Origin of the sequence: Acetobacter oryzoeni (genome assembly GCF_004014775.2) — a bacterium.
Classification (GTDB): Bacteria; Pseudomonadota; Alphaproteobacteria; order Acetobacterales; family Acetobacteraceae; genus Acetobacter; species Acetobacter oryzoeni.
Map to the genome: position 1 here is coordinate 919055 of NZ_CP042808.1, position 26168 is coordinate 945222.

Consider the following 26168-nt stretch of genomic DNA (forward strand, 5'->3'; position numbering starts at 1 on the left):
TTAACCCAGCTGTTGCAGAAGGCGGGAGATTACATCCTGAATCTGCACACCTTCAGCACGGGCGGCAAAAGTCAGCGCCATACGGTGGGCCAGAACAGGCTGTGCCAGTGCCGCAACATCATCCAGACTGGGGGAAAGCCTACCATCCAGCAAAGCACGCGCACGGGTGGCCAGCATAAGCGTTTGGGCAGCACGTGGGCCGGGGCCCCATGCAATCTGTTCACGCAAGGTGGCATCCTGCGTGGTTTCTGGTCGGGCGTTGCGTACCAGATTGAGAATGGCATCCAGCACTTTTTCACCCACCGGAATGCGGCGCACCAGTGCCTGTGCTTCCAGCAGGCTTGCGGCGTCCATCAGGGTTTGAGGCTGCTCGGTTTGTGCACCAGTGGTGGCCAGCAGCATCTGCCGTTCCGCTGCTTCATCAGGGAAGGAGAGCGGGATTTGCAGCATAAAGCGGTCAAGCTGCGCTTCTGGCAGCGGGTAGGTGCCTTCCTGCTCCATAGGGTTCTGGGTGGCCAGAACATGGAAGGGGCGCGGCAAGGGGTATTCCGTTCCGGCCACGCTTACGCGGTGTTCCTGCATGGCCTGCAACAGGGCAGACTGCGTGCGCGGGCTGGCGCGGTTAATTTCATCCGCCATCAGCAGTTGGCAAAACACGGGGCCGGGCACAAAGCGGAAGCTGCGATGGCCAGATGCATCTTCATCCAGAATTTCACTGCCCGTAATGTCGGAGGGCATAAGGTCTGGCGTAAACTGCACGCGGCGCGAATCAAGCCCCAGCACTGTTCCCAAAGTTGTGACCAGCAATGTCTTGCCCAAACCGGGTGCGCCCACCAAAAGCGCATGCCCACCAGCCAGAATGGTGGCAAGTGTTTGGCGGATAACCTGTTTTTGGCCAAAAACAATGCGAGAGGTTTCCTGCTGCACGGCTTGCAGCCGTTCGCAGATACGGTCTGCCTCCCGCACTTCGGGAGGAGAGGAGGGCTGTTGCGCGGGCTGCGATGCGTCTGATGCGGTCATGGTTCCAGTGTGAAGCACATACGGGGCTTACATCAAGCGGGGTATCATCCCTATATCATCAGGATGACGGTATGGACACGTATTACAGGATGATAGGCCAGTGAAAGGCGAACACGCAGTGAGTGGCGACAGTCTTGCCTGTTCGGGGCATCAGGAAAGCCCGGAAAGAAAAAGGCACGACTTGGGATATCTGCCTTTTCTGGTGCGGCGTGATGGTGTGTGGCTTTATCGGGGCACGCCCATAAAGCGTAAGGCCATGCTGTGCATGTTTGGCTCCATGCTCACGCGGGATGAAAAAGGGGCATACCTGCTGCGCTCCCCTTTTGAGACCGGGTATATTGAGGTGGAAGACGTGCCTTTTCTGGCGGTAGAGCTGGATTGGACGGGCTGCGGCAAAATGCAGCGCCTGTGTTTTCGCACCAATATGGATGAAGTGGTGGTGGCCGGACCGGAGCACCCGATTCGGACAGATTGGAACATGCCACCAGAAGCCTGCCCGGAGAGCTGCCCCCCTTACATTCGGCTGCGGGAAGGCGATAACCGGCACTTTCCGCTAGAGGCGCGTTTATCTCGCCCGGTGTGGTACGAACTGGCAGCTTTGGCAGAGCCGGGCATGTGCCAGGGTATTCCCTGCATGGGCGTTTGGAGCTGCGGCTGCTTTTTTCCGCTGGCCAGGCAAACATCCGGCACAGATTGCGACGCATGACCCCAACTTTATTGGACCGCTTGGAGCCTGCGCGCCTGCATGCGCTGGAGCAGATATGGGCCGTGCTGCCTGAAGCGCGTCTTGTCGGTGGTGTGGTGCGTGACCTGATGGTGGAGCGCCCCATTGCGGACGTTGATCTGGCAGTGCCTCAACCGCCCGAGGAGGTCATGCAGCGCCTGAAGGCACAGGGTATGACAGTTGTGCCCACAGGGCTGGCGCATGGCACGGTCACGGCGGTGATCGATTCCGCGCCCTATGAAATTACAACCCTGCGGCGAGATGTGGAAACAGACGGACGCCACGCCGTGGTGTGCTGGACAGACAATTGGCAAGAAGATGCCGCGCGCCGTGATTTTACAATCAACGCCATGTCCTGTGACAGCACGGGCACTGTGCACGATTATTTTGGCGGCCAGCATGATCTGGCAGATGGAACTGTGCGCTTTGTAGGCGATGCCACGCTGCGGATACAGGAAGATGCCCTGCGTATTTTGCGTTTTCTTCGCTTCTGGGGGCGCTACGGGCGTGGGCAGGCAGATGCACAGGCCATGCACGCCATTACCGCACAGGCAGAATTGCTGAACGGCCTGTCTGTTGAGCGTATATGGTCTGAACTCAAGCGTATTCTGGCTGGGCCGAAGGTGCTGGAAGTTGTGTATCTGATGCAGCAGGCCGGTATTTTGCCTGTTCTGCTGCCAGAAGGTACGAATGTGCCTTTGTTTGCGCAGTTAATGGCGTGCCATCCGCCAGCAGATGCCTTGCTGCGGTTGGCGGCTTTGGTGCCAGAAAAAAGTGCGGATCTGGCGCGCCGCCTCAAATTCTCTCGCGCTGAAGCCGCGCGTCTGAAGGCCATGCGGGCTGAACCCGTGCCTTTGCCCGATATGTCTGATGCGCAATTACGCCACTTATTGGCAGATACTCCGCCGGATATTTTGATTGCACGCAGTTGGTTGTATCAGGCGCGACATCCTGATGTTTTGGGCACAGAACTGCGCCAACGTTTGGCGCAGCTTGAAATACCTGTGTTCCCCCTAGCAGGGCGAGATCTGCTGGAGGCAGGTTGCCAGCCGGGGCCACATGTTGGGCTGGTGCTGAAAGATGTGCGCAACTGGTGGCAACAGGGCGGCTGCACGGCGGATAAACAGGCCTGTTTGGCCCATGCGTTAAGACGGGCGAAAGCGTTGCCATAATAAAACCATGCACCAGCCTCTTACGTGGAAGGGGGGGAGGCTGTTAGAGAAGAGCGCATGACGTCACAAGCATCTGCTTCCTCTACCCGTTCGTCCCGTTCATCCCGCGATTTGTTGCCGGATGATACCCGCGTGCTTCTGAGGAGGTTATGGCGGGAGCAGGTGCGCCATTATCCCGGTAACCTTACGGCTGTTGTGCTGCTTACGGTGTTAACCGCCGGGCTTACGGCGCTGTATCCGCTGGTTATCCAGCGCGCGCTGGATATGTTTTCTAGCCACGATTCCCGCATTCTGTATCAGGTGCCGTTGCTGGTGGTGCTGATTACGGTTGCCAAATCCATTTCCCAATACGCGCAAACGCTGGCGTCTCAAGGGTTGGTGCTCAAGGTTATTCGCGGTTTGCAAAGCGAGATGTTCGCGCATCTGGTGCAGGCAGATATTACCGATGTAGAGCGCGAGGCTCCGGCCAAGCTGGCAGCCCGCTTTACCACGGATGCCGTTTCCATCCGTGAAGCCATGATCCGGGCCGTGAACTCGCTGGGTGATGTTGTGACCGTGGTGGGGCTGATTGCCTCCATGTTCTACATGGATTGGGAACTTAGCCTGATTGCCGGGCTGCTTTACCCTATTGCCGCAGTGCCTATTCAAAAACTGGGCAAGCGTGTGCGTCGCGCTTCTGGCGGCATGCAGGAACGGATTGGGGAAACAGCCGCATTTCTAACGGAAAGCTTCAGTCAGGCGCGCACCGTACGTGTGTATCGGCTTGAACAGCGCGAGGAAGAGCGCGCTGCTATTTCTTTTGATCATCTGCATCAGGCCATGTTGCGCATTACGCGGGGCCGTGCGCGTGTTGACCCCTTGCTGGAAGCACTGGGTGGCTCAGCCGTGGCAGCCGTATTGGGTTTTGCAGGCTGGCGTGCGGCTATGGGTGGCGCCACGTTGGGAGATTTTTCCGGCTTTGTGGCTGCTTTGTTGCTGGCAGCGCGCCCTCTGCGTGCATTGGGCGCCTTGAATGCTGCCTTGCAGGAAGGTTTGGCCGGCCTTGTGCGCATTTTTGAAATTATTGATGAAAAACCGGCTGTGGCCGATAGCCCGAATGCTGTGCCTCTTTGTGCCGGGCAGGGTGATCTGGTTTTTGAAAACGTAGGTTTTGTTTACCCAGATGGGCGGGTTGGCCTTTCTGGCCTGAATTTTGAGGCCAAGCCCGGTTTTACTGTCGCTTTGGTGGGGCCATCTGGGGCAGGTAAGTCCACCGCACTTTCTCTGGTGCCGCGCCTGCATGATGTAACATCTGGCCGCATTTTGCTGGATGGGCAGGACTTGCGTGATCTCACGCTGGCCAGCCTGCGAGATGCCATTGCCTATGTTAGCCAAGACCCTTTGTTGTTTGATCTTTCTGTGCGCGACAATATTCTGATAGGCCGCCCCACAGCTACGGAAGAAGAAGTGCAGGCCGCAGCCAAGGCCGCAGCGGCTGAAAAGTTTATTCTGGCTTTGCCCGCAGGGTATGAAACCATAGTGGGGCCGGGCGGGCAGCGCCTTTCTGGCGGCCAAAGGCAGCGTGTGGCCTTGGCACGTGCACTGCTGCGTAACCCGCGCCTTCTGCTGCTGGATGAGGCCACAAGCGCGCTGGATAGTGAAAACGAAGCCGCAGTGCAGGATGCCTTGGCAACCCTGCGTCAAGGGCGCACCACGCTTGTTGTGGCTCATCGTCTTTCTACCGTGCGTTCGGCTGATCTGGTGGTGGTGATGCAGGAAGGGCATGCCGTGGAATGCGGAAACCATGATGAGCTCATGGCGCAAAATGGCCTGTATGCGCGTTTGGTCAGAACGCAGGGGCTGGAACGCTAAGGCCAGCACTGCAGATCAGGCAGTAGCAAACTGCGTCTTTTTTACAGCAAAACATGAAAAACCTAGGTTGCACGTGTGCTGAATACCATGTGCGACTTGATGCCCGCCTGTGAACATGCCACAACTCTGACCGACCAGTTCGGTCAGAGAAAGAGTGACCGAAAAAGCAGGGTATGCGCCGTGCGTTTGAGATGGCAGGGAACAGTATGACAGACGACCACAACGACCAGTCTTCCGCAAATACCGGCGCACCAGCCAAGCCAGAAGAAAAGAAAAAAGAAAATCCCCGCCGCAAGATTATTCTCACTGGGGTTATTGCCGTACTGGCTGTAGGTGCCGGTGTGTACTGGTTTATGACTCGCAATGAAGTGGAAACGGATGACGCCTTTACCGCAGGGCGTGCCATTACCATTGCACCGCATGTGAGTGGGTATGTGACGGAACTGCTGGTGAACGATAACCAGTTTGTGCGCAAAGGCCAGCTTTTGGCCCGCATAGACCCCCGAGACTGGAAAGCAGCGCGAGATCAGGCTGCTGCACAGGTTGAAAGTGCGCAGGCCTCCAAAAACGCCAGTGACATGATGCACATGGTGGCCATGCTGGAGTTCCCCGGTAAGCTGTTGCAGGCAAAAGGTCAGCTAGAAGCCGCCAAGGCGCAGGAATTTAAGGCGCAAACAGATTTTCGCCGCCAGCATGTGGTGGAACGTGCAGCAACCTCGCAGCAGGATATAGATTCCGCCCGCGCGGCGTTGGATGCCGCCAAGGCCCGCGTGATAGCCGCACAGGGTGCCGTGCAGATGGCCATGCCCGTGCAGCCCAATATTCAGAACGCCGCTATCCAGATCAGTCAGGAAGAGGCCGCGGTTAAAACTGCGCAGGCCCGGCTGGAAACAGCAAACCTGAATCTGGAATGGACAGAAATTCGTGCCCCGCATGATGGCTGGATTTCTCAGCGTAATCTGGAGCAGGGCAATTACGTGCAGCAGGGGCAGAATATACTGTCCATTGTACAGCCAGAAGTGTGGGTGGTGGCCAACTACAAGGAAACCCAGATTACCCGCATGAAGCCCGGCCAGAAGGTGGATATCAAGGTTGATGCCTATCCATCCCTTAAGGTGCATGGGCATATTGATTCATTGCAAAAGGGCACGGGCGCGCAGTTCAGTGCCTTCCCGCCAGAAAACGCAACAGGCAACTACGTAAAAATTGTGCAGCGTGTGCCTGTTAAAATCCTGATTGATGATGGTCTGGACCCCAACCAGCCGCTGGCACTTGGTATGTCCGTAGTGCCTACTGTGCATGTTGATACAGAAGGCCATTCTGATGCCCCGCCGCGTGATGGGGCAGAACCTGCAACTCCGGCCCCGGCTGCGCAATGAGCACACAGGCCGAAGTAGCCCCCGGCGGGTGGAAGCCGAAGCATAACCCATGGACTGTCGCCTTTGTTGTTACCATGGCGGCGTTCATGGAAATTCTGGATACAACCATCGTGAACGTCTCCCTGCCGCATATCGCAGGGAGCCTATCCAGCACGTATGATGATGCGACGTGGACACTCACGGCCTATCTGGTAGCCAACGGGATTGTGCTGACAATTTCTGGGTGGCTCGGTAAGGTTTTTGGCCGCAAAAACTACTTTCTTATCTGTATTGTTATGTTCACCGTATCATCGTTTTTGTGTGGTACGGCTACCAGTCTTGCAGAACTGGTTATTTTTCGTCTGATGCAGGGCTTTTTTGGCGGAGGGCTTCAGCCCAACCAGCAATCCATTATTCTGGATAGCTTCCCGCCCGAAAAGCGTGCCGCAGCGTTTGGCCTTACCGCCATTGCAGCGGTTGTGGGGCCGGTTATTGGCCCAACGTTGGGTGGGTGGATTACCGATAACTTCTCATGGCGCTGGATTTTCTTCATCAACGTGCCATTCGGGTTTCTTACAACCGTTGGTGTGATGGCGCTGGTGGAAGATCCACCATGGGCGCGTAAACAGAAAGCCCCGGTAGATGCCATTGGCATCAGCCTGATTACCATTGGTTTTGCCAGCCTTGAAGTGATGGTGGACCGTGGTGAGGATGCAGACTGGTTTGGTTCCACCTTCATTCGTATTATGGGCGTTCTGGCGTTTCTGGGCATTGGTGGCGCCATTTTGTGGTTGCTGCATGCCAAAAACCCGGCGGTGGATTTGCGCGTGTTCAAGGACCGCAACTTTGCGGTGGGCACAGCACTTATGGGGGCAATGGGCGCGCTGCTTTATGCATCCGCCATTATTGTTCCGCAGTTTGCCCAGCAGGTTATGGGCTACACGGCCACAATTTCTGGTTTGCTGCTTTCTCCGGGCGGGATTGCCGTTATCTTCCTGATCCCGATTGTGGGTAAGTTGATGACGCTCATGCCCGTGCGCAATGTGATTGCACTGGGTTTTGGGCTTATGGGCATCGCTCTGTTCTGGTCTGCCCATTTGCTGCCATTGCTGGATTTCCATCACCTCATGCTGTTCCGCATGAGCCAGACGGCCTGTTTGGCCTTTCTGTTTGTGCCGCTTTCTACCATTGCGTATTCCACTATTCCCGAAAAGCTGAATGCAGATGCCTCGGCGCTGTTCAGTATGGCGCGTAACGTGTTGGGGTCTTTGGCTATTTCTGGTGCTACGGCACTGCTTACAGAGCGGCGGCAGGCGCATCAGTCTTACATGGTGCAGTGGATGACACCGTACCATCAGCCGTATAATGATTATCTGGCACAGGCCAAAGGTGTTGCCACAGCCCACGGATACGCCCCTGGTGCCGCACAGGCTATTGCCCAGCATACCCTGTTTCAGGAATTTACCCGGCAGGTGGCCATGCTTTCTTACAACGAAGTGTTTATGATCTTGGGTATCGGCTCGTTCCTGTGCGTGCCGTTCTGCTTCCTGTTTTCTGCCATTACAGGCAGCGGCAAAACGACTGGCGCACACTAAAAAGCGCAGCAAAAAGCCAATAAAAAAGCTCCCTGACTATGGTTGGGCAGGGAGCTTTTTATTATGCGTTATGTTTATGCGCGGGGTTTTGCAAATTGTGCAAAATCCTGCACCAAGCGTTCATAAATCGGTTTTTTAAACCCGACATTCTGCTGGGGCAGAGTGGCAAGCTCTATCCATTGCCATGCGTCAAATTCCGCTGGGGTTTGGGCATCCAGCCGGATATCGGCATCTGTGCCTTCAAAAGCCAAGGCAAACCATTTTTGTGTCTGGCCCCGATACTTTCCACCCAATGCACGGCCTATAAGGTGCTGGGGCAGATCATACGTAATCCATTCTGGATGTTCGGCCAGAATACGCACTTTATCTGTGCCAATTTCTTCCGCCACTTCGCGCAGTACGGCCTTTTGGGGGTCTTCTCCGGCATCAATGCCGCCTTGGGGGCATTGCCATGTGCCTTCGCTCAATGGGCCGCCAGCGCCGGGCATATCCGTGCGCCGGGCAATAAAAATGCGTCCATCAGCATGAAAAATCATGGCCCCCACATTAGGGCGATACGGAAGGGACGGAGAGCTTGCGTCTGTCATTGTTGCGGCTGGCCTTGCTGCTGCACACGTGGGTTGGAAAGGTTCACATGCATGCTGCCGTCTGCAGCGGCTGGGCCGTAAGCAGACATATCTGGCGGCAGAACAATCTGGCTGACTGGCACCAACGCAATGCCCATGTCTTTGAGGTGCGGCAACCACGCGCGCAGGCAGGCCATGGCCACAGGCCGCAATGGCCCCAAAATGCCAATGGCGCGGCCGTTCTGCCGTGCCATTTGCTGGAGTTTCAGCAACTGGATATCAATGTTGACAATATCCGTATCCGTGTTCACCACCACATCAGCGGTGGCGGTGCTGCTAGCCCCTTCGGTTTGTGTGCCGGGTGTGGCATCCAGATACAGCAGACCACGTTGGTCTATGGCCTTTACCAGAGATTTAAAGCTTTCAGATTGCGGGAAACTGCCACCATTCTGGCCTGCAAAGGCGTTGGTAACACCCACATAGCCCGCCAGATGAGAAAGCGCCCAGTTCAGATTATCCATGTTCTGCTGGGGTGAAAGCAGCAACCCAAGTGCCTTGGGGCCGGCATCTGTGTTCTTGGTGGCGTTATCCTGAATGGGGAGAGAAAGCAGCGTTTCATGCCTGTGCTGGCGTGCTGCGTTCATCAATTCTTCAGGGTTGGCGGCATAAGGTGAAATGCCCAGAGAAACCGGGCCGGGCAGGGAGTTTATGGCTTCGGTTGTCAGGTCATCTGTCTGGTCTATGCCATCAATCAGCAATGCCACCATGGGGGTGCCGGGTGGCACATCCACTGCAGGGGCGGCATAAACCTTTTTGGGTGTGCGATCATGCGCACCCACTTTGGGGAGGGGAAAGCCCCCCGGCCCATTCTTGCTTTCCAGCAGATCAGCCTGCGGCCCCGGAATGGTGGTGCGCTGCGCGGGGGAGGATTGTTTGGCAGCAGAATCTGCCGAAACATCAATATCCTGCCCCTCAATGGAAAGGCCGGGCGGCCCCATAACCTGTAACCCTATGGCAAGCGCCACAGCAGCTGTGGCGCACCCGCCCCAAAAGCGGATAAAGGCGCGCCCGTTAGAGGGCAGTTGCTGCCAGAGCGATGGAGTGTGCATGGCCTTTCCCTTTCGCGCCCTTAGTGGTGCGTTGCACTATCCGTTTTGGCGGGTTGCTTGGCAGGTGGCAGAGATGCAGCCGGATCAGGAGAAGGCAGGCCCGCCATAAAGCGCACAATGCGCAGGCCTTCCTGAAGCTGGAAGTCTGTTGCAGGCTTATCGTATTCAAACTCCGGCCAGTTTGCTGGCGGTTCGTTTGGAATATCCTTGGCAATGGCAGGCAGATCTGTGCGCGGCTGTGCTTTGGTCTGGTTGCCACCCTGATTTTTCAGAATATGTTCCAGATCAGCTTCGCGCAGGCTGAAGGCCGGGTCTTCCCGCGTTTCCTTCACCACAATATCGGGCGTGATGCCCAGCGCCTGAATGGAGCGGCCAGAAGGTGTATAGTAACGTGCGGTGGTCAGCCGCACGGCACCGTTACCCGGAATGGGGATAATGGACTGCACAGACCCCTTACCGAAGGAACGTGTGCCAACCAGCACAGCCCGGTGATGATCCTGCAACGCGCCGGAAACAATTTCGGAAGCAGAAGCGGAGCCACCGTTAATCAGCACCACCAGCGGCAGACCATCAGTAATGTCGGTGCCGTGGGCATCCCAACGCTGGCTATCTTTGGGGTTGCGCGAGCGGGTGGAAACAATCTCACCCGAGCGAATGAAGTTGGAAGAAACATCCACAGCCTGATCCAGCAGGCCGCCCGGATCATTCCGCAGATCCAGCACCAGCCCGGCCAGCTTGCCACCAGCCTGCTGTTTAAGGCTGTTATAAGCCTTCAGCAGTTCTTTTTCCGTGGTTTCGTTAAACTGTGCCACGCGGATATACCCCACCCGGTCATACAGCGCGGATTTCACTACATCGATGTGAATCACTTCACGCGTTAGCGTCACCACAATTGGCTTGGGTGTTTTTTCGCGCACCAGTGTCAGGGTAATTTTGGTGTTGGCCTTGCCGCGCATTTTCTTCACGGCTTCGTCCAGCGGGGTGCCGTCAATCGGGTGGCCATCTACGGCAATAATGTAATCACCCGGCTTGATGCCAGCCCGAAAACCCGGTGTGCCATCAATGGGGGATACAACGCGGATATGCCCATCCTGCTGCTGAAGTTCCAGACCAAGGCCGCCGAACTCGCCCTTCATCTGCACCATCATGTCATCATACTGTTTTTGCGTCATGTAGGAGCTGTGCGGGTCCAGCCCGCTCAACATGCCATTCAGCGCATTTGTAATCAGATCACGGTCTGAAACAGGTTCCACATACTGTTGGCGGATCATGTCCATAACCGTGCCAAACAGTGTGAGAAGCCGGTATGTTTCAGCGTGGTTTGTGGTGGGTGTGGCATCTGGCGCAGTGGCAGCCTGCGCGGAGGAAGCTACAAGGGCAGAGCCAGAAAAGTGGCCCGGATGAAAAGCCAGGGCAAGGCCGGTTAAGGCAGTGGCGCCGAACATCAGACCTGTGCGGAACTTCATGCGATCGTCTCTCCTGTCGCAGGGCTGTATGTGGCCCTTGCGTGTTCTTCCTGTCTTTTCAGCCAGCACAATAGGGGTGTGGCCAAGGTTTTACGCGCATAACCAGATGTTCTGGCGTTGGTTGGGCAGAGTAACCTTTGTGCTCCTGCTTGGCAAAGTGCCAGCGTGTTTTCTGCCATTACAGAAACGGCGCGGGATTGATGGTTTTCTGCCCATGGCGCAACTGAATGAACAGTGTGCCAGAGCCTCCGGAACTGCCCATCTGTCCTATAGGTGCGCCCTTTGTCAAACTCTGGCCCATATCTACGGCCAGTCCGCTTAGGCCCGCCATGATAAAGCGGTAATGGCGGCCGCAATTCAAAATAAGCATTTGCCCATAGGTGCGGAACGGGGCTGCAAAATCCACAGTGCCAGCACAGGGCGCGCGCACGCTGGCACCGGGGGGCGTGCGATACGTCATACCCGTAGCGGGGCCAGATTCGGTGGCAGACCCCCAAGTAGAAATAAGCGTGCCCGCAACGGGCCGTAGGCCAGACCCGGCAGAGGGATGCTCGGCCAGCCCCGGGCCCTGTGTTTTTACCATAGCGGCCATTTTGCGGCGTGCAGCTTCTGCCCGCGCGGCCTCATGCGCACGTTCTGCGGCAGCTATTTCCTTTTGCAGGGCAGATTCGGCCTGTGCCTGAAGGGCATCCAGTTTAGAAACAGCATCCTGCAAACTGGCCGCGCGTTGTGTGGCGGCCTGTAGCTGATGCGTGGTGTTCACGGCAGTGGCAGACGCCTGTTTTTGTGCTTCCCGCGCAAGGGCAGCCTGTTGGCGCACGGTATCGCGCTGGTGGCTTTGGGTTTGCTCAAGCTGGTTTAATTCAGCCAGCTTGTTTGTAAGCGTGGTATTTAATGCAGCCAGCCGAGCCTGACGGGCGCGCATGCCTTCGGCTTCCTGCTCCATCTGCCGGGAAAGCCCGCGCAAAACCAAAAAGCCGGTAATGGCATCACCCTGCGGCATGGGGGCAGCCAGCAAGGTATCTGATGGATAAAGAGAAAGACGTTCCGCCAAAGGCAGAATAGGGGCAAGCGCATGGGCATCCTGCACCAAGGCTGCCTGAAGAGATGCCTGCTCCTTTTTCACATCCGAAATCTGATCTTGCAGATCAGCAATTTGCTGCTCGGTGCTTTGAAGTTGCGATGTCGCGTTTACCGTTGCAGCAGAAAGTGCAAGCGCACGGTTTTTGGCTTCTGCCGCTGCGGCCTGAGCTGCCTCATTCTGGCTGCGAGATTGCGTAACTGCGGCGGCTTGGCGCGCTTTTTCCTGCTCCATGGCCTCATGCTGCGCATGGGCCGCATTTACGGCAGCCTGTGCTTCGCGCACTGAACGATCGGACATAACGGAAGGTTCTGCGGCCGTTTTGCTTTTGCGCGCATGTGTGCTGCGGGCTTTGCTTTCCCGCGCAGGGGTTTTGGCCGTAGTTTGTGTGGCATGATGTGCCGTGGCTGCTTTTTTATGATGTGTGGTTGCAGCCTGTAAGGGCATTGCCGGGTAGGCCGCCAGCAAAGCAGGGGCTGCAACCAGAAGCGCCGTATATCCGGCCAGTTTTCCCCAGTGGGAAGAAGGGCAGACAGGGGAAGAAAAAGGCCGGATACGTTTCATTCAGCGTTCAAGCAGGGAAGAACCCGTCATTTCCGCAGGTTTTGGCAGGTTGAGAAGAGCCAGCAGCGTGGGGGCAATATCTGCCAGCCTGCCGCCATCGCGCAGGGCAGATGCGCCCGAGCCATAGGCAATAAAGGGCACAAGGTTAAGCGTGTGTGATGTATGCGGGCCGCCGGTTTTGGGGTCTTTCATGGTTTCGCAGTTACCATGATCTGCCGTTACCAGCAGCGCGCCATGTTGTTCTGCTATGGCCTGCGCAATGCGGCCCAAACCGGTATCCACGGCTTCCACGGCCTTTACGGCAGCATCCAGCTTGCCTGTGTGGCCGACCATATCCGGGTTGGCAAAGTTGAGAACAAGCAAGTCGTATTCACCACTTTTAATGGCCGCTACGGCTTTGTCCGTCAGTTCCGGGGCAGACATTTCCGGCTGAAGATCATAGGTGGCCACTTTGGGGGAGGGTACCAGAATACGATCTTCCCCTTCAAACAGCATTTCGCGCCCACCGTTCATGAAGTAGGTGACGTGCGGGTATTTTTCCGTTTCCGCCATACGGATCTGCTTGAGGCCTGCGCGGGAGACAACTTCCCCCAACAGGTTTGTCAGTTCTTCTGGGGGGAACAGAATGGACATGCGTTTGGAAAGCGTATCGCTGTAATGTGTCATGGCCACAGCGGCGGCAAACTGCACAACCTTGCTGCGTGCAAAGCCGTCAAAATCAGGCTCCAGCAGGGCATCCATCAACTGGCGGATGCGGTCTGCACGGAAGTTGAAGGAGAGAATGCCATCTCCATCCTTCATGCCGGTATAGCCTTCCAGCACGGTGGGGATGATGAACTCATCCGAAATATCGGCCTGATAGGCGTTGCTTACCACATCTTCTGGGGTGGCAGCTTTTGGGCCTTCTGCGCTGACAATGGCGTTGTAGGCTTTTTCTACCCGGTCCCACCGTTTGTCGCGGTCCATGGCGTAGTAACGGCCGGAAATGGTGGCGAGCTTTACGGAAGAAGGCAGATCAGCACGCAGTTTTTCCAAAAACTCCTGTGCGGAGCGTGGGGCCGTATCGCGCCCATCTGTAAATAGGTGGAAGGCCACTGGCACACCAGCTTGGGCAACAATGCGCGCAAGCGCGACAGCATGATCCTGATGGGAATGCACACCACCGGGAGAAACAAGGCCCATCAAATGGCAGGTGCCGCCGCTTTTTTTCAGCGTGGCAATAAAGTTTTCCATCACCGGGTTACGGGCAAGGCTGCCATCCCGAATGGCGGTGAAAATGCGCGGCAGTTCCTGCATCACCACACGGCCAGCACCAATGTTCAGATGCCCAACTTCGGAATTGCCCATTTGCCCTTCAGGCAGGCCTACATCTTCACCACTGGTGCGCACAAAGCTGTGCGGGCTGTTCTGCCACAGCTTGTCAAAATTGGGGGTGCGGGCAATCTGCACCGCGTTGTCTGACAGATCCTCTCGCCATCCAAACCCATCAAGGATGACAAGCATGACTGGTCTTTTCTGTGGGTGCGATGTGGAGGTCATAGGTTAAGCCTTTTTATGTTTTTTGTTTATGCGTGAATAATGCCACCAAATTGCATGAAGACAAAGAGGGCAAGTGCAGCAGGTGCCCATATGCCCAAACACAAAGGGCAGCCCCAATACTGGAGCTGCCCCTTGTAAAAGCCTTAACACCTAAAAGTTTTCAGGCGCGGCGCACAATGTAGGATTTACCCAGTTCCTGCGTGATAAGGGCAGCGTGTTCTGGGTCTCGCGCTTCTATCATCACTTCCAACTGCGCTGCCTGCACGGAAGGGGCAGCAAACAGGCGCTGGTGCGAAACTTCAATAATATTGCCGCCAGCTTCCCCGATGCTTTTGGAAATATCGGCCAGAACACCGGGGCGGTCTGGAATTTCCATAATCAGGCGCAAAATGCGGCCATCACGCAGCATGGCGCGCAGCAGGGTGTTGGCCAGAATACGGCTATCAATGTTTCCGCCAGAAACAGGCAGGGCAACCTTTTTACCGCGGAACATATCCGGGTAGGTTAGCAGGGCAGCAAGCCCGGCAGCGCCTGCGCCTTCACTAACCTGCTTGGCGCCTTCAGCCAGCAGAGTAATGGCGTTTTCAATAGCGGATTCAGAAACAACCAGAACCTGATCAACCAGCTTGCGGATAACTTCATCCGTCTGGCGGCCAATTTGCAGAACGGCAATACCTTCCGCAATGGTGGCGCCACCATTGGGGTGCGTAGCAGGGCCGGGGAAGGCGCAAAGGGAATCATACTTTTCCACCTGCACGCCAATCAGCTTGATATCCGGGCGCATGGCGCGGGCCGCCACGGCGCAGCCAGAAAGCAGGCCACCACCACCAATAGGCACCACCAGCGCATCCAATGGCCCGGCATCCTGAAAAAGCTCCAGCGCGCAGGTGCCTTGGCCCGCCATCACTGCGGGGTCATCATACGGATGGATAAAGGTGCGGCCTTCACGCGCTTGCAGGTCTTCTGCAAACATCAGGGCTTCTGCAAAGCTTTCGCCTTCCAGAATAACACGTGCCCCCCAGTTGCGGGTGCGCACCACTTTGCCTGCCGGCGTAAACTTGGGCATGACAATAACAGCATCAATACCCAGCAGGCTGGCATGGCGGGCCACACCCTGTGCATGGTTGCCAGCAGATACGGCAATGACACCACGGCTGCGCTCTTCGGGGGAAAGCAGTGCCAGTTTGTTGGCGGCACCACGCTCCTTGAACGACCCAACAGCCTGAAGATTTTCAAGCTTAAGGGTAATATCGGCCCCGGTTGCCTTGGAAAGCGCGTGGGATGCAATGGTGGGCGTGCGGATCACATTGCCACGGATACGATCTGCCGCGGCTGTGACATCCTCAAACGTGATCATATTAGATGAATTTGACGGAAAGGATTTCGTAAGTCCGATCTCCGCCCGGTGCGGGCACAGAAACGGTATCGCCTTCTTCCTTGCCAATCAGCGCCTTGGCAAGTGGGGAGGAAATGGAAATGCGGTGTTGTTTGATGTCTGCTTCATGCAGGCCAACAATCTGGTACGTAATTTCCTTGTCCGTATCTTCGTCCACAAGGCACACAGTGGCCCCGAACTTGACCTGCTTGCCAGAAAGGGTTGTGGGATCAATAACTTCTGCAGTGGAAATAAGTTCTTCCAGCTCCAGAATGCGGCCTTCAATAAAGGACTGTCGTTCCCGAGCTGCGTGATATTCCGCATTTTCAGAAAGATCGCCGTGGCTACGGGCTTCCGCAATGGCGCGGATAACTGCCGGACGTTCTTCTGATTTCAGCTTGCGCAGCTCATCTTCTAGCTGCAGCAGGCCCTTGCCCGTCATTGGAGTTTTCTGCAAGACGCATCCCCAGACTTAAAAAAGCAGCCGGAACCAGCGGGTTCCGGCGCAAAAGTTAAACAGTTACACGGGCAAGGCATAACCTGAAAGCAGGCTGCCACCCGAACATGGCTAAGGGGGCGCGGGCGGGTTATGCCCGCGCCTTTAGCTTAGAATGTTCCACTAAAGTATGACTGAAGTGGCGCAACATCAAGCGGTCCTTCACGCATTGCCGCAATTGCATGAATTGCAGCCCGCGCTCCGGCCATGGTGGTGTAGTGTGGAATACCCAGCACAAGGGCAGAGCGGCGGATATCAAAACTGTCTGCCACAGACTGCGCACCCTGTGCCGTGTTGATAACCATCTGCACCTCACCAGAGCGAATGGCATCCACACAATGTGGGCGGCCTTCCAGCACCTTGTTCACAAGGTTCACCTCAATACCGGAATCGCGCAGCTTTTTGGCTGTGCCGCGGGTGGCCATGATACGGAAACCCATGGAAGCCAGCAGGCGGCCCAGCGGCGGCAACTGAGGTTTGTCACTTTCACGCACGGAAAGGAACACCGTGCCGGAGGTTGGCAGCTTAACGCCAGCCCCAAGCTGGGATTTGGCAAAGGCACGCTCGAAAGATGTATCCAGCCCCATGACTTCACCCGTGGAGCGCATTTCTGGCCCCAGAATGGTGTCTACTTCCGCAAAACGGTTGAAGGGGAATACAGCTTCCTTGACCGCAACATGCGGCACCACGGCCCGGTCATCCAGATTAAAGCCGGAAAGTTTGGCGCCAGCCATAACGCGCGCACCAATCTTGGCTACCGGCACACCCGTTGCCTTGGCCACAAACGGCACGGTGCGGGATGCGCGTGGGTTCACCTCAAGAACAAAGATTTCCTGATCCTTGATGGCGTACTGCACGTTCATCAGGCCCACAATGCCCAGTTCCCGCGCCATGGCTTCTGTCTGGGCTTTCAGCTCAGTTACAATCGCGGGGGAGAGGGTATAGGGCGGCAGGGCGCAAGCGCTATCGCCAGAATGGATACCTGCTTCTTCAATGTGTTCCATCACGCCAGCCACATACACATCCGTGCCGTCTGCAATGCAGTCCACATCAGCTTCAATGGCTTCGTTCAGGTACCGATCAAGCAGGATCGGGCCGGAAGAAATATCGTGCCCGGCCATTGTCAGCACATCGCGCATGTAGCGTTGCAGGCCGTTACGGTCGTACACAATTTCCATGGCGCGGCCACCCAGCACGTAGGAAGGGCGCACCACAACCGGGTAGCCAACCTTTTCGGCCACGGCTTCGGCTTCTTCCGGCGTGCGGGCAATGCCGTTTTCTGGCTGACGCAGGCCCAGCTTGTGCAGCATGGTCTGGAAGCGTTCACGGTCTTCTGCCCGGTCAATGGCGTCTGCCGGGGTGCCCAGCAGCGGAATACCTGCGGCTTCCAGAGCACGAGAAAGCTTGAGAGGTGTCTGCCCGCCATACTGCACAATGCAGCCCTTAACCGTGCCTTTCTGCTGTTCGCAGCGGATAAGGGAGATCACGTCTTCAGCCGTCAGCGGTTCAAAATACAGACGGTCGGATGTGTCATAGTCGGTAGAAACCGTTTCCGGGTTGCAGTTGACCATGATGGTTTCATAACCAGCTTCACGCAGGGCGTAAGCGGCATGAACACAGCAGTAATCGAACTCGATACCCTGCCCGATACGGTTGGGGCCACCACCCAGAATAACAATCTTTTCCCGGTCTGTCGGGTTGGATTCACAGGTTGGCGGCGCAAACTGCCCTTCGTAAGTAGAATACATATACGGGGTGGAGGATGCGAACTCACCCGCACAGGTATCAATGCGCTTGTAAACCGGCGTAACGTCAGCTTCTGCCCGCAGTTTGGCCACTTCTTCAGGCTGCGTGCCAGACAGGCGGGAAAGCTGCACATCCGAGAAGCCAAGGGCCTTCAGGCGGCGCAGGCTCTGGGCATCCTTCGGCAGGCCGTGGTTTTCCACTTCCCGTTCTGCATGAATGATTTTTTCCATTTCACGCAGGAACCAGGGTTCAAACTTGCAGGCTTCGTGAATGTCATCCACGGAAAGGCCAGCACGCAGCGCCTGAGCAGCCATAAGGATGCGTTCCGGCTTGGGCTGGGAAAGAGCCGCGCGGAAGGCATCTTCTCCACCATCACCGGGCTGTTCCACTGGGTCCAGCCCGTGCAGGCCGGTTTCCATGGAGCGCAGGCCCTTCTGCAAGGCTTCGGGGAAGGAGCGGCCAATAGCCATGGCTTCCCCAACCGATTTCATGGAGGTGGAAAGCAGAGCCGGTGCGCCGGGGAACTTTTCAAACGTAAAGCGCGGAATCTTCACCACCACGTAGTCAATGGTGGGTTCGAAGGAAGCCGGGGTGGTGCGCGTGATGTCGTTTTTCAGCTCATCCAGCGTGTAGCCAACGGCCAGCTTGGCTGCCACTTTGGCAATAGGGAAGCCCGTAGCCTTGGAAGCCAGCGCAGAGGAGCGGGACACGCGGGGGTTCATTTCAATAACCACCATGCGGCCATCTTTGGGGTTCACCCCAAACTGCACGTTGGAACCACCCGTTTCCACGCCAATGGCCCGCAGGCAGGCAATGGAGGCATCACGCATGCGCTGATATTCTTTATCTGTCAGCGTGAGTGCCGGGGCAACGGTGATGGAATCACCCGTATGCACACCCATGGGGTCAATATTTTCAATGGAGCAGATGATAATGCAGTTGTCCGCCTTATCGCGCACAACTTCCATTTCATACTCTTTCCAGCCCAGCACGGATTCTTCCACCAGCACTTCCGTGGTGGGGGAGGCATCTAGCCCGGAAAGCACGATCTGGTCGAACTCTTCACGGTTATAGGCAATGCCACCGCCAGAACCACCCATGGTGAAGGAAGGGCGGATAATGGAGGGAAAGCCAATCTGCTTAAGCGCATCGTGCGCTTCTGCCAGCGTGTGGGCAATAAAGCTGCGCGGGCTTTCAATGCCAATGGCATCCATGGTTTCGCGGAACTTCTGGCGATCTTCCGCCCGGTCAATCACCTCGGCGTCTGCGCCAATCAGTTCCACGTTATGCTTGGTCAAAAAGCCCGAGGCATGCAGCGCCATGGCGGTGTTCAGCGCTGTCTGGCCACCCATGGTAGGCAGCACGGCATCTGGCTTTTCCTTGAGAATAATGCGTTCCACCACTTCCGGCGTAATGGGTTCCACATAGGTGGCGTCCGCAAGGCCGGGGTCTGTCATAATGGTGGCCGGGTTGGAGTTTACCAGAATAACCCGGTAGCCTTCTTCCCGCAGGGCCTTACAGGCCTGTGCTCCAGAGTAATCGAACTCGCACGCCTGCCCGATAACAATGGGGCCAGCGCCGATGATGAGGATGGAGCGGATGTCTGTCCGTTTGGGCATGATACGTTCGTTCCAGTTATTTCTTGGCGCTGTTAAGGTCGATCAGGGTGACAAAGCGTTTGAACAGATAGAAGCTGTCAGACGGGCCGGGGCTGGCTTCGGGGTGATACTGCACGGAAAACGCCGGATACTTGTCTGATGCCAAGCCTTCGTTTGATCCATCAAACAGGCTGACATGCGTCACATGGGCATCGGCAGGCAGGGTATCAGCATCCACGGCGAACCCGTGGTTCTGGCTGGTAATTTCCACCCGTTTGGTGGCCAGATCCTGCACCGGCTGGTTGGCCCCGCGGTGGCCGCGTTCCATCTTATATGTTTTTGCACCCAACGCACGGGCCAGAAGCTGATGGCCAAGGCAGATGCCAAACAGTGGCACGCCAGCATCCAGCACAGCTTTAATGGCGGGCACAGCATATGTGGCAGTTGCTGCCGGATCTCCCGGGCCGTTGGATAGGAACACGCCTTCTGGCTTAAGGGCCAGAATTTCTTCACCCGTAGTGGTGGCGGGCACAACGGTTACGTCGCATCCAGCGGCCACAAGGCAACGCAGGATGTTACGTTTTGCACCGTAATCTACAGCCACAACCTTGCGGCGGTTTGTGGGGGCTTCCTTGCTGCCTTTGGGCCATTCCCACATGCTTTCTGTCCACGCATATGGGGCGGCGCAGGTCACTTCCTTGGCAAGGTCCATGCCTTCAAGGCCGGGCCATGCTTTGGCTTCTGCCAAAACGGCATCCAGATCAAACTTGCCATCCTGCGGGAAAACCAGCGCGGCCGTTTGCGCACCCTTGTCACGGATTTTCAGGGTGAGGGAGCGGGTATCCACACCGGCAATGCCGGAAACGCCGCGTTCCTTCAGCCACGTATCAAGGCTTTCTGTTGCGCGCCAGTTGGCCGGTGCTGTGGGGTCTTCCTTCACCACAAGGCCGCGGGCAAACACTTTTGCGGCTTCATCATCTTCGGCATTTGCGCCCACATTCCCGATATGGGGAAAGGTGAAGGTAATGATCTGCCCGGCAAAAGATGGGTCCGTCAGTGTTTCCTGATACCCGGTCATGCCGGTTGAAAAGCAGATTTCGCCAATGGAGGGTTTGGAGGTAAAAGCGCCAAAGCCTTTCCCCCACAATACGGTTCCATCTGCGAGAACAAGCGCGGCGGTGGCGCCTTCGGGGCGGGCGTCGGGCATGGATGATCCTGTCTTGCTATCTCCCGCATGGGGGGAGGGTCGGTCTGTCGGAATGGGCTGGAGGTCTTCCAGGGAAAGGCCGGTGGCCTGCGCAATAACTGGCCAGTGGCGGGGCGGAATAGCCTGCGCCTGCCGCCATTTGCGGATGGCTTCTGTGCCAACGCCTGTCAGCTTGGCTGTGGCATCTGGGCCGCCAATCCGGGCGATAATGGTATCTATGGACAAGGGCATGTGCGTGCTTGTGCCTCCCGAAGCCGTCTTTTAGCACTCGATTTCCAAGGTGGGAAGAAATTTCCCACCCGCAAGATGGGGTGGTGGAAATGGGTGGGAAGTTTTTTCCCGCAGTGTTGCATACGTGCCGCGCAGGGCGGGGTGGCACTTTAATTTCCTGCCTGAATGTTTTTTTTACGAAACCCGGTGATAAGGTGCGCCCGATTGCAGCACAGAAAGAGCGGAGCATATGGAAATGACATTACGTGAACGCCTGATGGCAGACCTGAAAACAGCCATGAAAGCAGGCGAAAGCGCCCGTGTGGCCACAATCCGGATGATTACGGCCAAGCTGAAAGATGTGGAAATTGCAGGCCGCGCCAAAGGGCAGGAAGGCCTGAATGAAAACGAAGCCATTGCCGCCCTGCGCGGAATGGTAAAGTCCCGCACGGAATCTGCTGGCATGTACCGTGATGGCGGCCGCCCTGAACTGGCGGAAAAGGAAGAAGCAGAAATTAATGTCATCCGTGGTTATCTGCCGCCAGAAATGGATGAAGCTTCCCTGAAGGCTGCGGTGGATGAAGCCGTTTCTGCCGTAAAGGCCGAAAGCCTGAAGGATATGGGCAAGGTGATGGCTGAACTGAAAAACAAGTTCGGCGTGGCGCTGGATATGGGCAAAGCCAGTGCTGCTGTCAAAGCGCGTCTGGGCTAAGCGTTTTTTAAACGTCATATTGCAGAAATAAGTATCGGCCCGATCTGGGGTGGCTTTGTGCCGCTCGGTCGGGCCGCTTGATGAAACGGACAGTCAATGGCGATTGATTCAGCTTTTCTGGATGAATTGCGGGCCCGCACGCCCATTGCGTCCGTTATCGGGCGCAGGGTCAAGCTGGCCCGCTCCGGGCGGAACTGGAAAGGGTGTTGCCCCTTTCACGGTGAAAAAACGCCTTCCTTTTACGTATATGATGATCATTTCCACTGCTTTGGCTGCGGCGTGCATGGAGATGTCATCTCCTTTGTCATGCAGATGGAAGGCAAGAACTTCCCTGAAGCTGTAGAGGAATTAGCCTCCAGCGCAGGCATGGAAGTGCCAAAGGATACGCGCCGCACGCAGGAAGAAGTGGCGCATGTGCGCTCGCTGGAAGATGTGCTGGCTGCTACGCAGGAAATTTGGTCCCGCGCTTTATACAAGCCGGAAGGGCGCGCCGGGCTGGATTACCTGCTGGGGCGCGGTCTCACGCGGGAAACGCTGGAAACCTTTGGCTTGGGTTGGGCGAGCGAGCGGCGGGGAGAACTGGTTTCTGCCCTCGCGCCCAAAGGTATTACACCCGAGATGATGGCTGAAGCTGGCCTGATGCGGGTGGATGAGCACGGCCACCCCAAGGGCGAGTTGTTCTGGGGGCGAGTCACTTTCCCCATTCGGGATCGCAAAGGGCGGTTGGTTTCCTTTGGTGGGCGTATTCTGGGTGATGGGCAGCCCAAATACCTTAATGGGCCGGAAACCCCTGTTTTTTCCAAACGGCGGCTGTTGTTCGGGCTGGATCGTGCCCGCGCTGCTGTGCGTGCGCCGCGGCCCAAAGGTGTGTTGGCGCCGGATCTGGTGGTGGTGGAAGGGTATATGGATGTTATTGCCCTACATCAGGCCGGTTTTACGGGGGCTGTGGCCCCGCTGGGCACAGCATTAACGCCTGAACAGCTAGAGGCGCTCTGGCAGGTCGATCGTGCACCCATTCTGTGTTTTGATGGGGATGCAGCCGGGCGCAGGGCGGCAGTTAAAGCGGCGGAAACCGGGCTGCCGCTGCTCAAGCAGGATTATTCCCTGCGCATTTGCCTCCTGCCAGATGGAGAAGATCCAGATAGCCTGGTGCGCACACGCGGGCAGCAGGCTGTGGCGGAGATGTTTGCTGCAGCGCAGCCTCTATCTGAAGTGCTGTTCGATCTGCTGAGCGCAGGCATCAACAATCCGGGGCCGGAAGAGCGCGCAGCCCTGCGGCGTAGGCTCACGGAAGTTGCCGCCCTTATTCCAGATAAAATGCTGGCGTCTGAATATCGCTCCACATTGCTGGATCGGTTTTTTACAACCTTCCGGCGTGGCGGTGGCGGCAAATGGAACGGGCCGCAGGGGCGTAAAGCCAATGTGCCAGCCTCGGTGCCTGGTGCCGTGCCAGTTAACATGGATCAAGCGCGAGAGCGCCAGCGCCTGATGCTGGAGTTGTTGCTGTTTCATCCCGTATTGGTGCCGGAGGTGGAGGAAGCTCTGTGTCGGCTGGATTTGCCAGAAGAATTTGCCGAGGTGCGTGCCCTGTTGCTGGATCTTTCTGCCGAGGGTGAGTTGCCAGACAATGCTGCGGCATTATATGCATGGTTACAGGCGGAAGGGGCGGAGGAAACCATTCGCGCTGTCATGCGTGAAAGCTACTCTGCGATGTCGGAAAGTGATGCAGAAGACCCGGCACACACTGTTGCGGCAAGAACACAGTGGTGGCATTTTTATGGTTTGCTCTACGGGCCGCAATTTATTCAGGAAGTAAATCGTGAGATTGCGCGTTTTGTTGAAAAAGGCGGAGATTCCGCTGAATGGCAACGGTTACAGGCGCGGCTAGAGGCAATGGAGCGCCTGAAACGCGGCGGTGTGGACGACACCGAGCTATAAGACAACAAATGTGTTCAGGGCGTGTTCCCCTTGACTTCACGCGCAGGATATCCCACGTCCTGCCCGCCCTGAAAAGAGAGCAGTACATAGTAAACTGGTCGTTCTGCATTCTGTTCGGATGCGGGCGGGGAGGAGCAGGTCTGGCATGGCGACAAAAACGGCATCAACCAACGCAGCGCAGGAACAGGATGGTGATACCACCCTGCTTGATACGCGGTCTTCTGCAGTCAAAAAACTGATTGCCAAAGGGCGTGAGCGCGGGTGCATCACGTTTGATGAGCTCAATGCCGTTCTCCCGCAGGACAAAATGTCTTCTGAACAGATTGAAGACATTATGGCCGTGCTGTCTGAAATGGGTATTCAGGTTGTCGAAAACGAAGATAACGACAATGAAGAGGCTGAACCCAAAAAAGCCGCCGCTGAAAGCGAAGATGCAGAGGAAGAAGCTGAGACCGAAGCCGAAGCTGAATCCGAAAGCCCAACCGGTAACGTAAACGCCGAAAGCGTAGGCCGTACGGATGACCCCGTGCGTATGTATCTGCGCGAAATGGGCACGGTGGAACTGCTCTCCCGCGAGGGCGAAATTGCCATTGCCAAACGGATTGAGGCTGGCCGGGATGAAATGATTGGCGGCTTGTGTGAAAGCCCGCTGACATTCCGCGCCATCATCTCCTGGCATGAGATGATCCGTAACAATGAAATGCTGCTGCGTGACATTGTGGATCTGGAAGCCATGCAAAGTGGTGGCAACCCGTTGGAAGAAGGCGGAGACGGCACGTTTAGCGAAGCCGAATCTGATTCTGATGCGGAAGAAACAGAAGAACCCGAAAATGAGGGCGAAGGCGATATTGAAAGCGAAGGTAGCGGCCTTTCCCTTTCTGCGCTGGAAGAAAAGCTCAAGCCCGAAATTCTGGCACATTTTGATGAAATTGAGCCGCTTTATGCCGAACTGCGCAAGTTGCAGGTGCAGCGGATTGAAGCCCTGACATCTGGTGAAGATGTTGATGGCAATTTTGAAGAAAACTACGTTGCCCTGCGCGAAAAACTGGTGGGCAAGGTAGAGCAGGTTCACCTGCATAATAACCGGATTGAAGATCTGGTAGCCCAGCTTAAGCAGATGTTCCAGAAGCTGAACATGCTGGAAGGGCGTATGCTGCGTCTGGCAGAAAGCTGCCGTGTCTCGCGTGAAGATTTCTTGCTGAAATACCGTGGCCGTGAGCTTGATCCGGGCTGGATGGACATGGTTTCTGGCCTGTCTGGTCGTTCATGGAAGAACTTTGTGGCCAAGCACGCCAATACGGTGGTGGGGCTGCGTGATCAGGTTGCACAGCTGGCGCAGGAAACGGGTTTGCCGATTGGTGAATTCCGCCGTGTATATGCAACGGTAGCCCGTGGCGAGCGTGATTCTGCCCGCGCTAAAAAGGAAATGATTGAAGCCAACCTGCGGCTGGTTATTTCCATTGCCAAAAAATATACCAACCGCGGCCTTCAGTTCCTTGATCTGATTCAGGAAGGCAATATCGGCCTGATGAAGGCGGTGGATAAGTTTGAATACCGCCGTGGCTACAAGTTCTCCACCTATGCAACGTGGTGGATCAGGCAGGCTATTACGCGCTCCATTGCGGATCAGGCTCGTACAATCCGTATTCCGGTGCATATGATCGAAACGATCAACAAGCTGGTGCGTACTTCCCGCCAGATGCTGCATGAAATCGGGCGTGAACCTGCGCCGGAAGAACTGGCTGAAAAGCTGGGTATGCCGCTGGAAAAAGTGCGCAAGGTACTGAAAATTGCCAAGGAGCCCATCTCCCTCGAAACCCCGATCGGGGATGAGGAAGATAGCCATCTGGGTGATTTCATCGAGGATAAAACAGCTATTATCCCGCTGGATGCCGCTATTCAGACCAACCTGCGTGAAGCCACAACCCGTGTTCTGGCTTCTCTTACCCCGCGTGAAGAACGCGTGCTGCGTATGCGCTTTGGTATTGGTATGAACACCGACCATACGCTGGAAGAAGTTGGCCAGCAGTTTAACGTAACGCGTGAACGTATCCGCCAGATTGAAGCCAAGGCCCTGCGTAAGCTCAAACATCCAAGCCGTAGCCGTAAGCTGCGTTCCTTCCTGGATGATAACTGATCTAAACTTTAACCCCGAATCCACAACGCGCATGAAGGTGGTTGTGACCTTCATGCGCATGTTTTCTCCGCCGCAGCACGCGCCTCTGGTGTTGCCAGAAGGATGGCATGTGCAGGAGCATCTTCGGCCCGATGTGGCTGGGTATCGGCTTTTGCAGGATCGGGTTGGGCGAGACTATTGCTGGTGGATGCGGCAGGCGGCATCAGATGCCACTTTGGCGCGTTTTTTGGAAACAGCGCCTGTCAACATTGGCCTGTTGCGGCAAAAGCAGCAGATCCGTGGTTTTTTCGAACTGGATCTGGCAGACCCGCAATCTGTAAACCTTTCTTATTTTGGTCTTTTTCCTGAAGCGATTGGCCAAGGGGTGGGGCGCGCTTTTCTGGATAACGTGCTGCGTTTGGCATGGCAGGGCGGCCCGCAATCTGTGCGCGTCAACACCTGCACGGCAGATCATCCGCGGGCGTTGGCTTTGTATCAGCAGGCAGGTTTCAAGATTATGCGCCGCGTGCAAGAGGTATGGGATGTGCCAGATCGGCTGGGCATTCCCGTTCCTCAGCATCTGCGTGTATGAATCTCTCTTGCTTTTGCTGCGTAAATATGATTGAGACTGCTCTTTCCCTGCCGGGTTCATGGCATTGGCCCGGCTATACCCGCAGCTTCAGATTTTAAAACTCTGTGGCACCGTAGGCCGGAAGGGTTCGGCA

Annotated in this window: 19 protein-coding genes; 9 read left to right on the plus strand and 10 right to left on the minus strand. The window is 56.3% G+C overall.

Annotation, left to right across the window (positions count from 1 at the left end; all coding sequences use genetic code 11):
• Positions 1 to 1038 carry an AAA family ATPase gene (locus tag EOV40_RS04425; protein WP_128105143.1) on the minus strand — a complete coding sequence of 346 codons (1038 nt, stop codon included), beginning with the start codon at positions 1036 to 1038 and terminating at the stop codon, positions 1 to 3.
• Between the two features lie 82 nt (positions 1039 to 1120).
• Between EOV40_RS04425 and EOV40_RS04430 the strand changes: the two genes are divergently transcribed.
• From EOV40_RS04430 to EOV40_RS04450, 5 genes are all read left to right on the plus strand, one after another.
• Positions 1121 to 1726 (plus strand): DUF1285 domain-containing protein, encoded by a 606-nt coding sequence (locus EOV40_RS04430; RefSeq protein WP_050819580.1) that lies wholly within the window; start codon positions 1121 to 1123, stop codon positions 1724 to 1726.
• Entirely contained in the window at positions 1723 to 2916 is a 1194-nt protein-coding gene (locus tag EOV40_RS04435; RefSeq protein ID WP_128105144.1) for a CCA tRNA nucleotidyltransferase, read from the plus strand. The genes EOV40_RS04430 and EOV40_RS04435 overlap by 4 nt, the downstream gene beginning before the upstream one ends.
• A 57-nt stretch (positions 2917 to 2973) precedes the next feature.
• Positions 2974 to 4767 carry an ABC transporter ATP-binding protein gene (locus EOV40_RS04440; RefSeq protein WP_050819582.1) on the plus strand — a complete coding sequence of 598 codons (1794 nt, stop codon included), beginning with the start codon at positions 2974 to 2976 and terminating at the stop codon, positions 4765 to 4767.
• A 173-nt stretch (positions 4768 to 4940) separates the two neighbouring features.
• A complete protein-coding gene (locus EOV40_RS04445) occupies positions 4941 to 6146 on the plus strand; it encodes an HlyD family secretion protein (RefSeq protein ID WP_087651391.1) in 1206 nt (401 codons plus the stop codon).
• Positions 6143 to 7720 (plus strand): DHA2 family efflux MFS transporter permease subunit, encoded by a 1578-nt coding sequence (locus tag EOV40_RS04450; RefSeq protein WP_050819584.1) that lies wholly within the window; start codon positions 6143 to 6145, stop codon positions 7718 to 7720. The genes EOV40_RS04445 and EOV40_RS04450 overlap by 4 nt, the downstream gene beginning before the upstream one ends.
• A 74-nt stretch (positions 7721 to 7794) precedes the next feature.
• Here the strand turns inward: EOV40_RS04450 and EOV40_RS04455 are convergent, their stop codons facing one another.
• The 9 genes from EOV40_RS04455 to carA all read right to left on the minus strand — a co-directional run bounded on the left by EOV40_RS04455 (position 7795) and on the right by carA (position 20698).
• Positions 7795 to 8307, minus strand: a complete 513-nt coding sequence (locus EOV40_RS04455) for an RNA pyrophosphohydrolase (RefSeq protein ID WP_050819585.1) — start codon at positions 8305 to 8307, stop codon at positions 7795 to 7797.
• Positions 8304 to 9395: a divergent polysaccharide deacetylase family protein gene (locus EOV40_RS04460; RefSeq protein WP_050819586.1), complete on the minus strand. Its 1092-nt coding sequence runs from the start codon at positions 9393 to 9395 to the stop codon at positions 8304 to 8306. The genes EOV40_RS04455 and EOV40_RS04460 overlap by 4 nt, the downstream gene beginning before the upstream one ends.
• A 20-nt stretch (positions 9396 to 9415) precedes the next feature.
• Entirely contained in the window at positions 9416 to 10861 is a 1446-nt protein-coding gene (locus EOV40_RS04465; RefSeq protein WP_128105145.1) for a S41 family peptidase, read from the minus strand.
• A gap of 178 nt (positions 10862 to 11039) precedes the next feature.
• A complete protein-coding gene (locus tag EOV40_RS04470; RefSeq protein ID WP_128105146.1) occupies positions 11040 to 12506 on the minus strand; it encodes a murein hydrolase activator EnvC family protein in 1467 nt (488 codons plus the stop codon).
• Positions 12507 to 14045: a 2,3-bisphosphoglycerate-independent phosphoglycerate mutase gene (gene gpmI, locus EOV40_RS04475; RefSeq protein WP_128105147.1), complete on the minus strand. Its 1539-nt coding sequence runs from the start codon at positions 14043 to 14045 to the stop codon at positions 12507 to 12509.
• A gap of 160 nt (positions 14046 to 14205) precedes the next feature.
• Entirely contained in the window at positions 14206 to 15402 is a 1197-nt protein-coding gene (locus tag EOV40_RS04480; RefSeq protein WP_087651388.1) for a threonine ammonia-lyase, read from the minus strand.
• A 1-nt stretch (position 15403) separates the two neighbouring features.
• Positions 15404 to 15877, minus strand: coding sequence for a transcription elongation factor GreA (gene greA, locus EOV40_RS04485; protein WP_080986776.1), 474 nt, complete (start codon positions 15875 to 15877; stop codon positions 15404 to 15406).
• Between the two features lie 149 nt (positions 15878 to 16026).
• On the minus strand, positions 16027 to 19281 hold the full coding sequence (gene carB / locus EOV40_RS04490; RefSeq protein ID WP_050819592.1) for a carbamoyl-phosphate synthase large subunit: 3255 nt from the start codon (positions 19279 to 19281) through the stop codon (positions 16027 to 16029).
• Between the two features lie 16 nt (positions 19282 to 19297).
• Positions 19298 to 20698 carry a glutamine-hydrolyzing carbamoyl-phosphate synthase small subunit gene (gene carA, locus EOV40_RS04495; protein ID WP_128105148.1) on the minus strand — a complete coding sequence of 467 codons (1401 nt, stop codon included), beginning with the start codon at positions 20696 to 20698 and terminating at the stop codon, positions 19298 to 19300.
• 235 nt (positions 20699 to 20933) lie between these two features.
• Between carA and EOV40_RS04500 the strand changes: the two genes are divergently transcribed.
• From EOV40_RS04500 to EOV40_RS04515, 4 genes are all read left to right on the plus strand, one after another.
• The gene (locus tag EOV40_RS04500; protein WP_128106190.1) at positions 20934 to 21389 is read left to right on the plus strand and encodes a GatB/YqeY domain-containing protein; all 456 of its coding nucleotides are present in this window, start codon (positions 20934 to 20936) and stop codon (positions 21387 to 21389) included.
• Positions 21390 to 21485: 96 nt separating this feature from the next.
• Positions 21486 to 23327 carry a DNA primase gene (dnaG, locus tag EOV40_RS04505; protein ID WP_128105149.1) on the plus strand — a complete coding sequence of 614 codons (1842 nt, stop codon included), beginning with the start codon at positions 21486 to 21488 and terminating at the stop codon, positions 23325 to 23327.
• A 145-nt stretch (positions 23328 to 23472) separates the two neighbouring features.
• Positions 23473 to 25464, plus strand: a complete 1992-nt coding sequence (rpoD, locus tag EOV40_RS04510; protein WP_128105150.1) for an RNA polymerase sigma factor RpoD — start codon at positions 23473 to 23475, stop codon at positions 25462 to 25464.
• Positions 25454 to 26035: a GNAT family N-acetyltransferase gene (locus EOV40_RS04515; RefSeq protein WP_128105151.1), complete on the plus strand. Its 582-nt coding sequence runs from the start codon at positions 25454 to 25456 to the stop codon at positions 26033 to 26035. The genes rpoD and EOV40_RS04515 overlap by 11 nt, the downstream gene beginning before the upstream one ends.
• Positions 26036 to 26168 lie beyond the last annotated feature (133 nt).

Excerpts from the sequence above, each read along its gene's own strand:
- EOV40_RS04460 (WP_050819586.1), bottom strand. The coding sequence starts at position 9,395 with ATGCACACTCCATCGCTCTGGCAGCAACTGCCCTCTAACGGGCGCGCC.
- EOV40_RS04500 (WP_128106190.1), top strand. The coding sequence starts at position 20,934 with ATGACATTACGTGAACGCCTGATGGCAGACCTGAAAACAGCCATGAAA.
- EOV40_RS04455 (WP_050819585.1), bottom strand. The coding sequence starts at position 8,307 with ATGACAGACGCAAGCTCTCCGTCCCTTCCGTATCGCCCTAATGTGGGG.
- EOV40_RS04480 (WP_087651388.1), bottom strand. The coding sequence starts at position 15,402 with ATGATCACGTTTGAGGATGTCACAGCCGCGGCAGATCGTATCCGTGGC.
- EOV40_RS04440 (WP_050819582.1), top strand. The coding sequence starts at position 2,974 with ATGACGTCACAAGCATCTGCTTCCTCTACCCGTTCGTCCCGTTCATCC.
- EOV40_RS04435 (WP_128105144.1), top strand. The coding sequence starts at position 1,723 with ATGACCCCAACTTTATTGGACCGCTTGGAGCCTGCGCGCCTGCATGCG.
- EOV40_RS04445 (WP_087651391.1), top strand. The coding sequence starts at position 4,941 with ATGCGCCGTGCGTTTGAGATGGCAGGGAACAGTATGACAGACGACCAC.
- rpoD (WP_128105150.1), top strand. The coding sequence starts at position 23,473 with ATGGCGACAAAAACGGCATCAACCAACGCAGCGCAGGAACAGGATGGT.
- EOV40_RS04465 (WP_128105145.1), bottom strand. The coding sequence starts at position 10,861 with ATGAAGTTCCGCACAGGTCTGATGTTCGGCGCCACTGCCTTAACCGGC.
- gpmI (WP_128105147.1), bottom strand. The coding sequence starts at position 14,045 with ATGACCTCCACATCGCACCCACAGAAAAGACCAGTCATGCTTGTCATC.
- carA (WP_128105148.1), bottom strand. The coding sequence starts at position 20,698 with ATGCCCTTGTCCATAGATACCATTATCGCCCGGATTGGCGGCCCAGAT.
- dnaG (WP_128105149.1), top strand. The coding sequence starts at position 21,486 with ATGGCGATTGATTCAGCTTTTCTGGATGAATTGCGGGCCCGCACGCCC.
- carB (WP_050819592.1), bottom strand. The coding sequence starts at position 19,281 with ATGCCCAAACGGACAGACATCCGCTCCATCCTCATCATCGGCGCTGGC.
- EOV40_RS04470 (WP_128105146.1), bottom strand. The coding sequence starts at position 12,506 with ATGAAACGTATCCGGCCTTTTTCTTCCCCTGTCTGCCCTTCTTCCCAC.
- EOV40_RS04450 (WP_050819584.1), top strand. The coding sequence starts at position 6,143 with ATGAGCACACAGGCCGAAGTAGCCCCCGGCGGGTGGAAGCCGAAGCAT.
- EOV40_RS04515 (WP_128105151.1), top strand. The coding sequence starts at position 25,454 with ATGATAACTGATCTAAACTTTAACCCCGAATCCACAACGCGCATGAAG.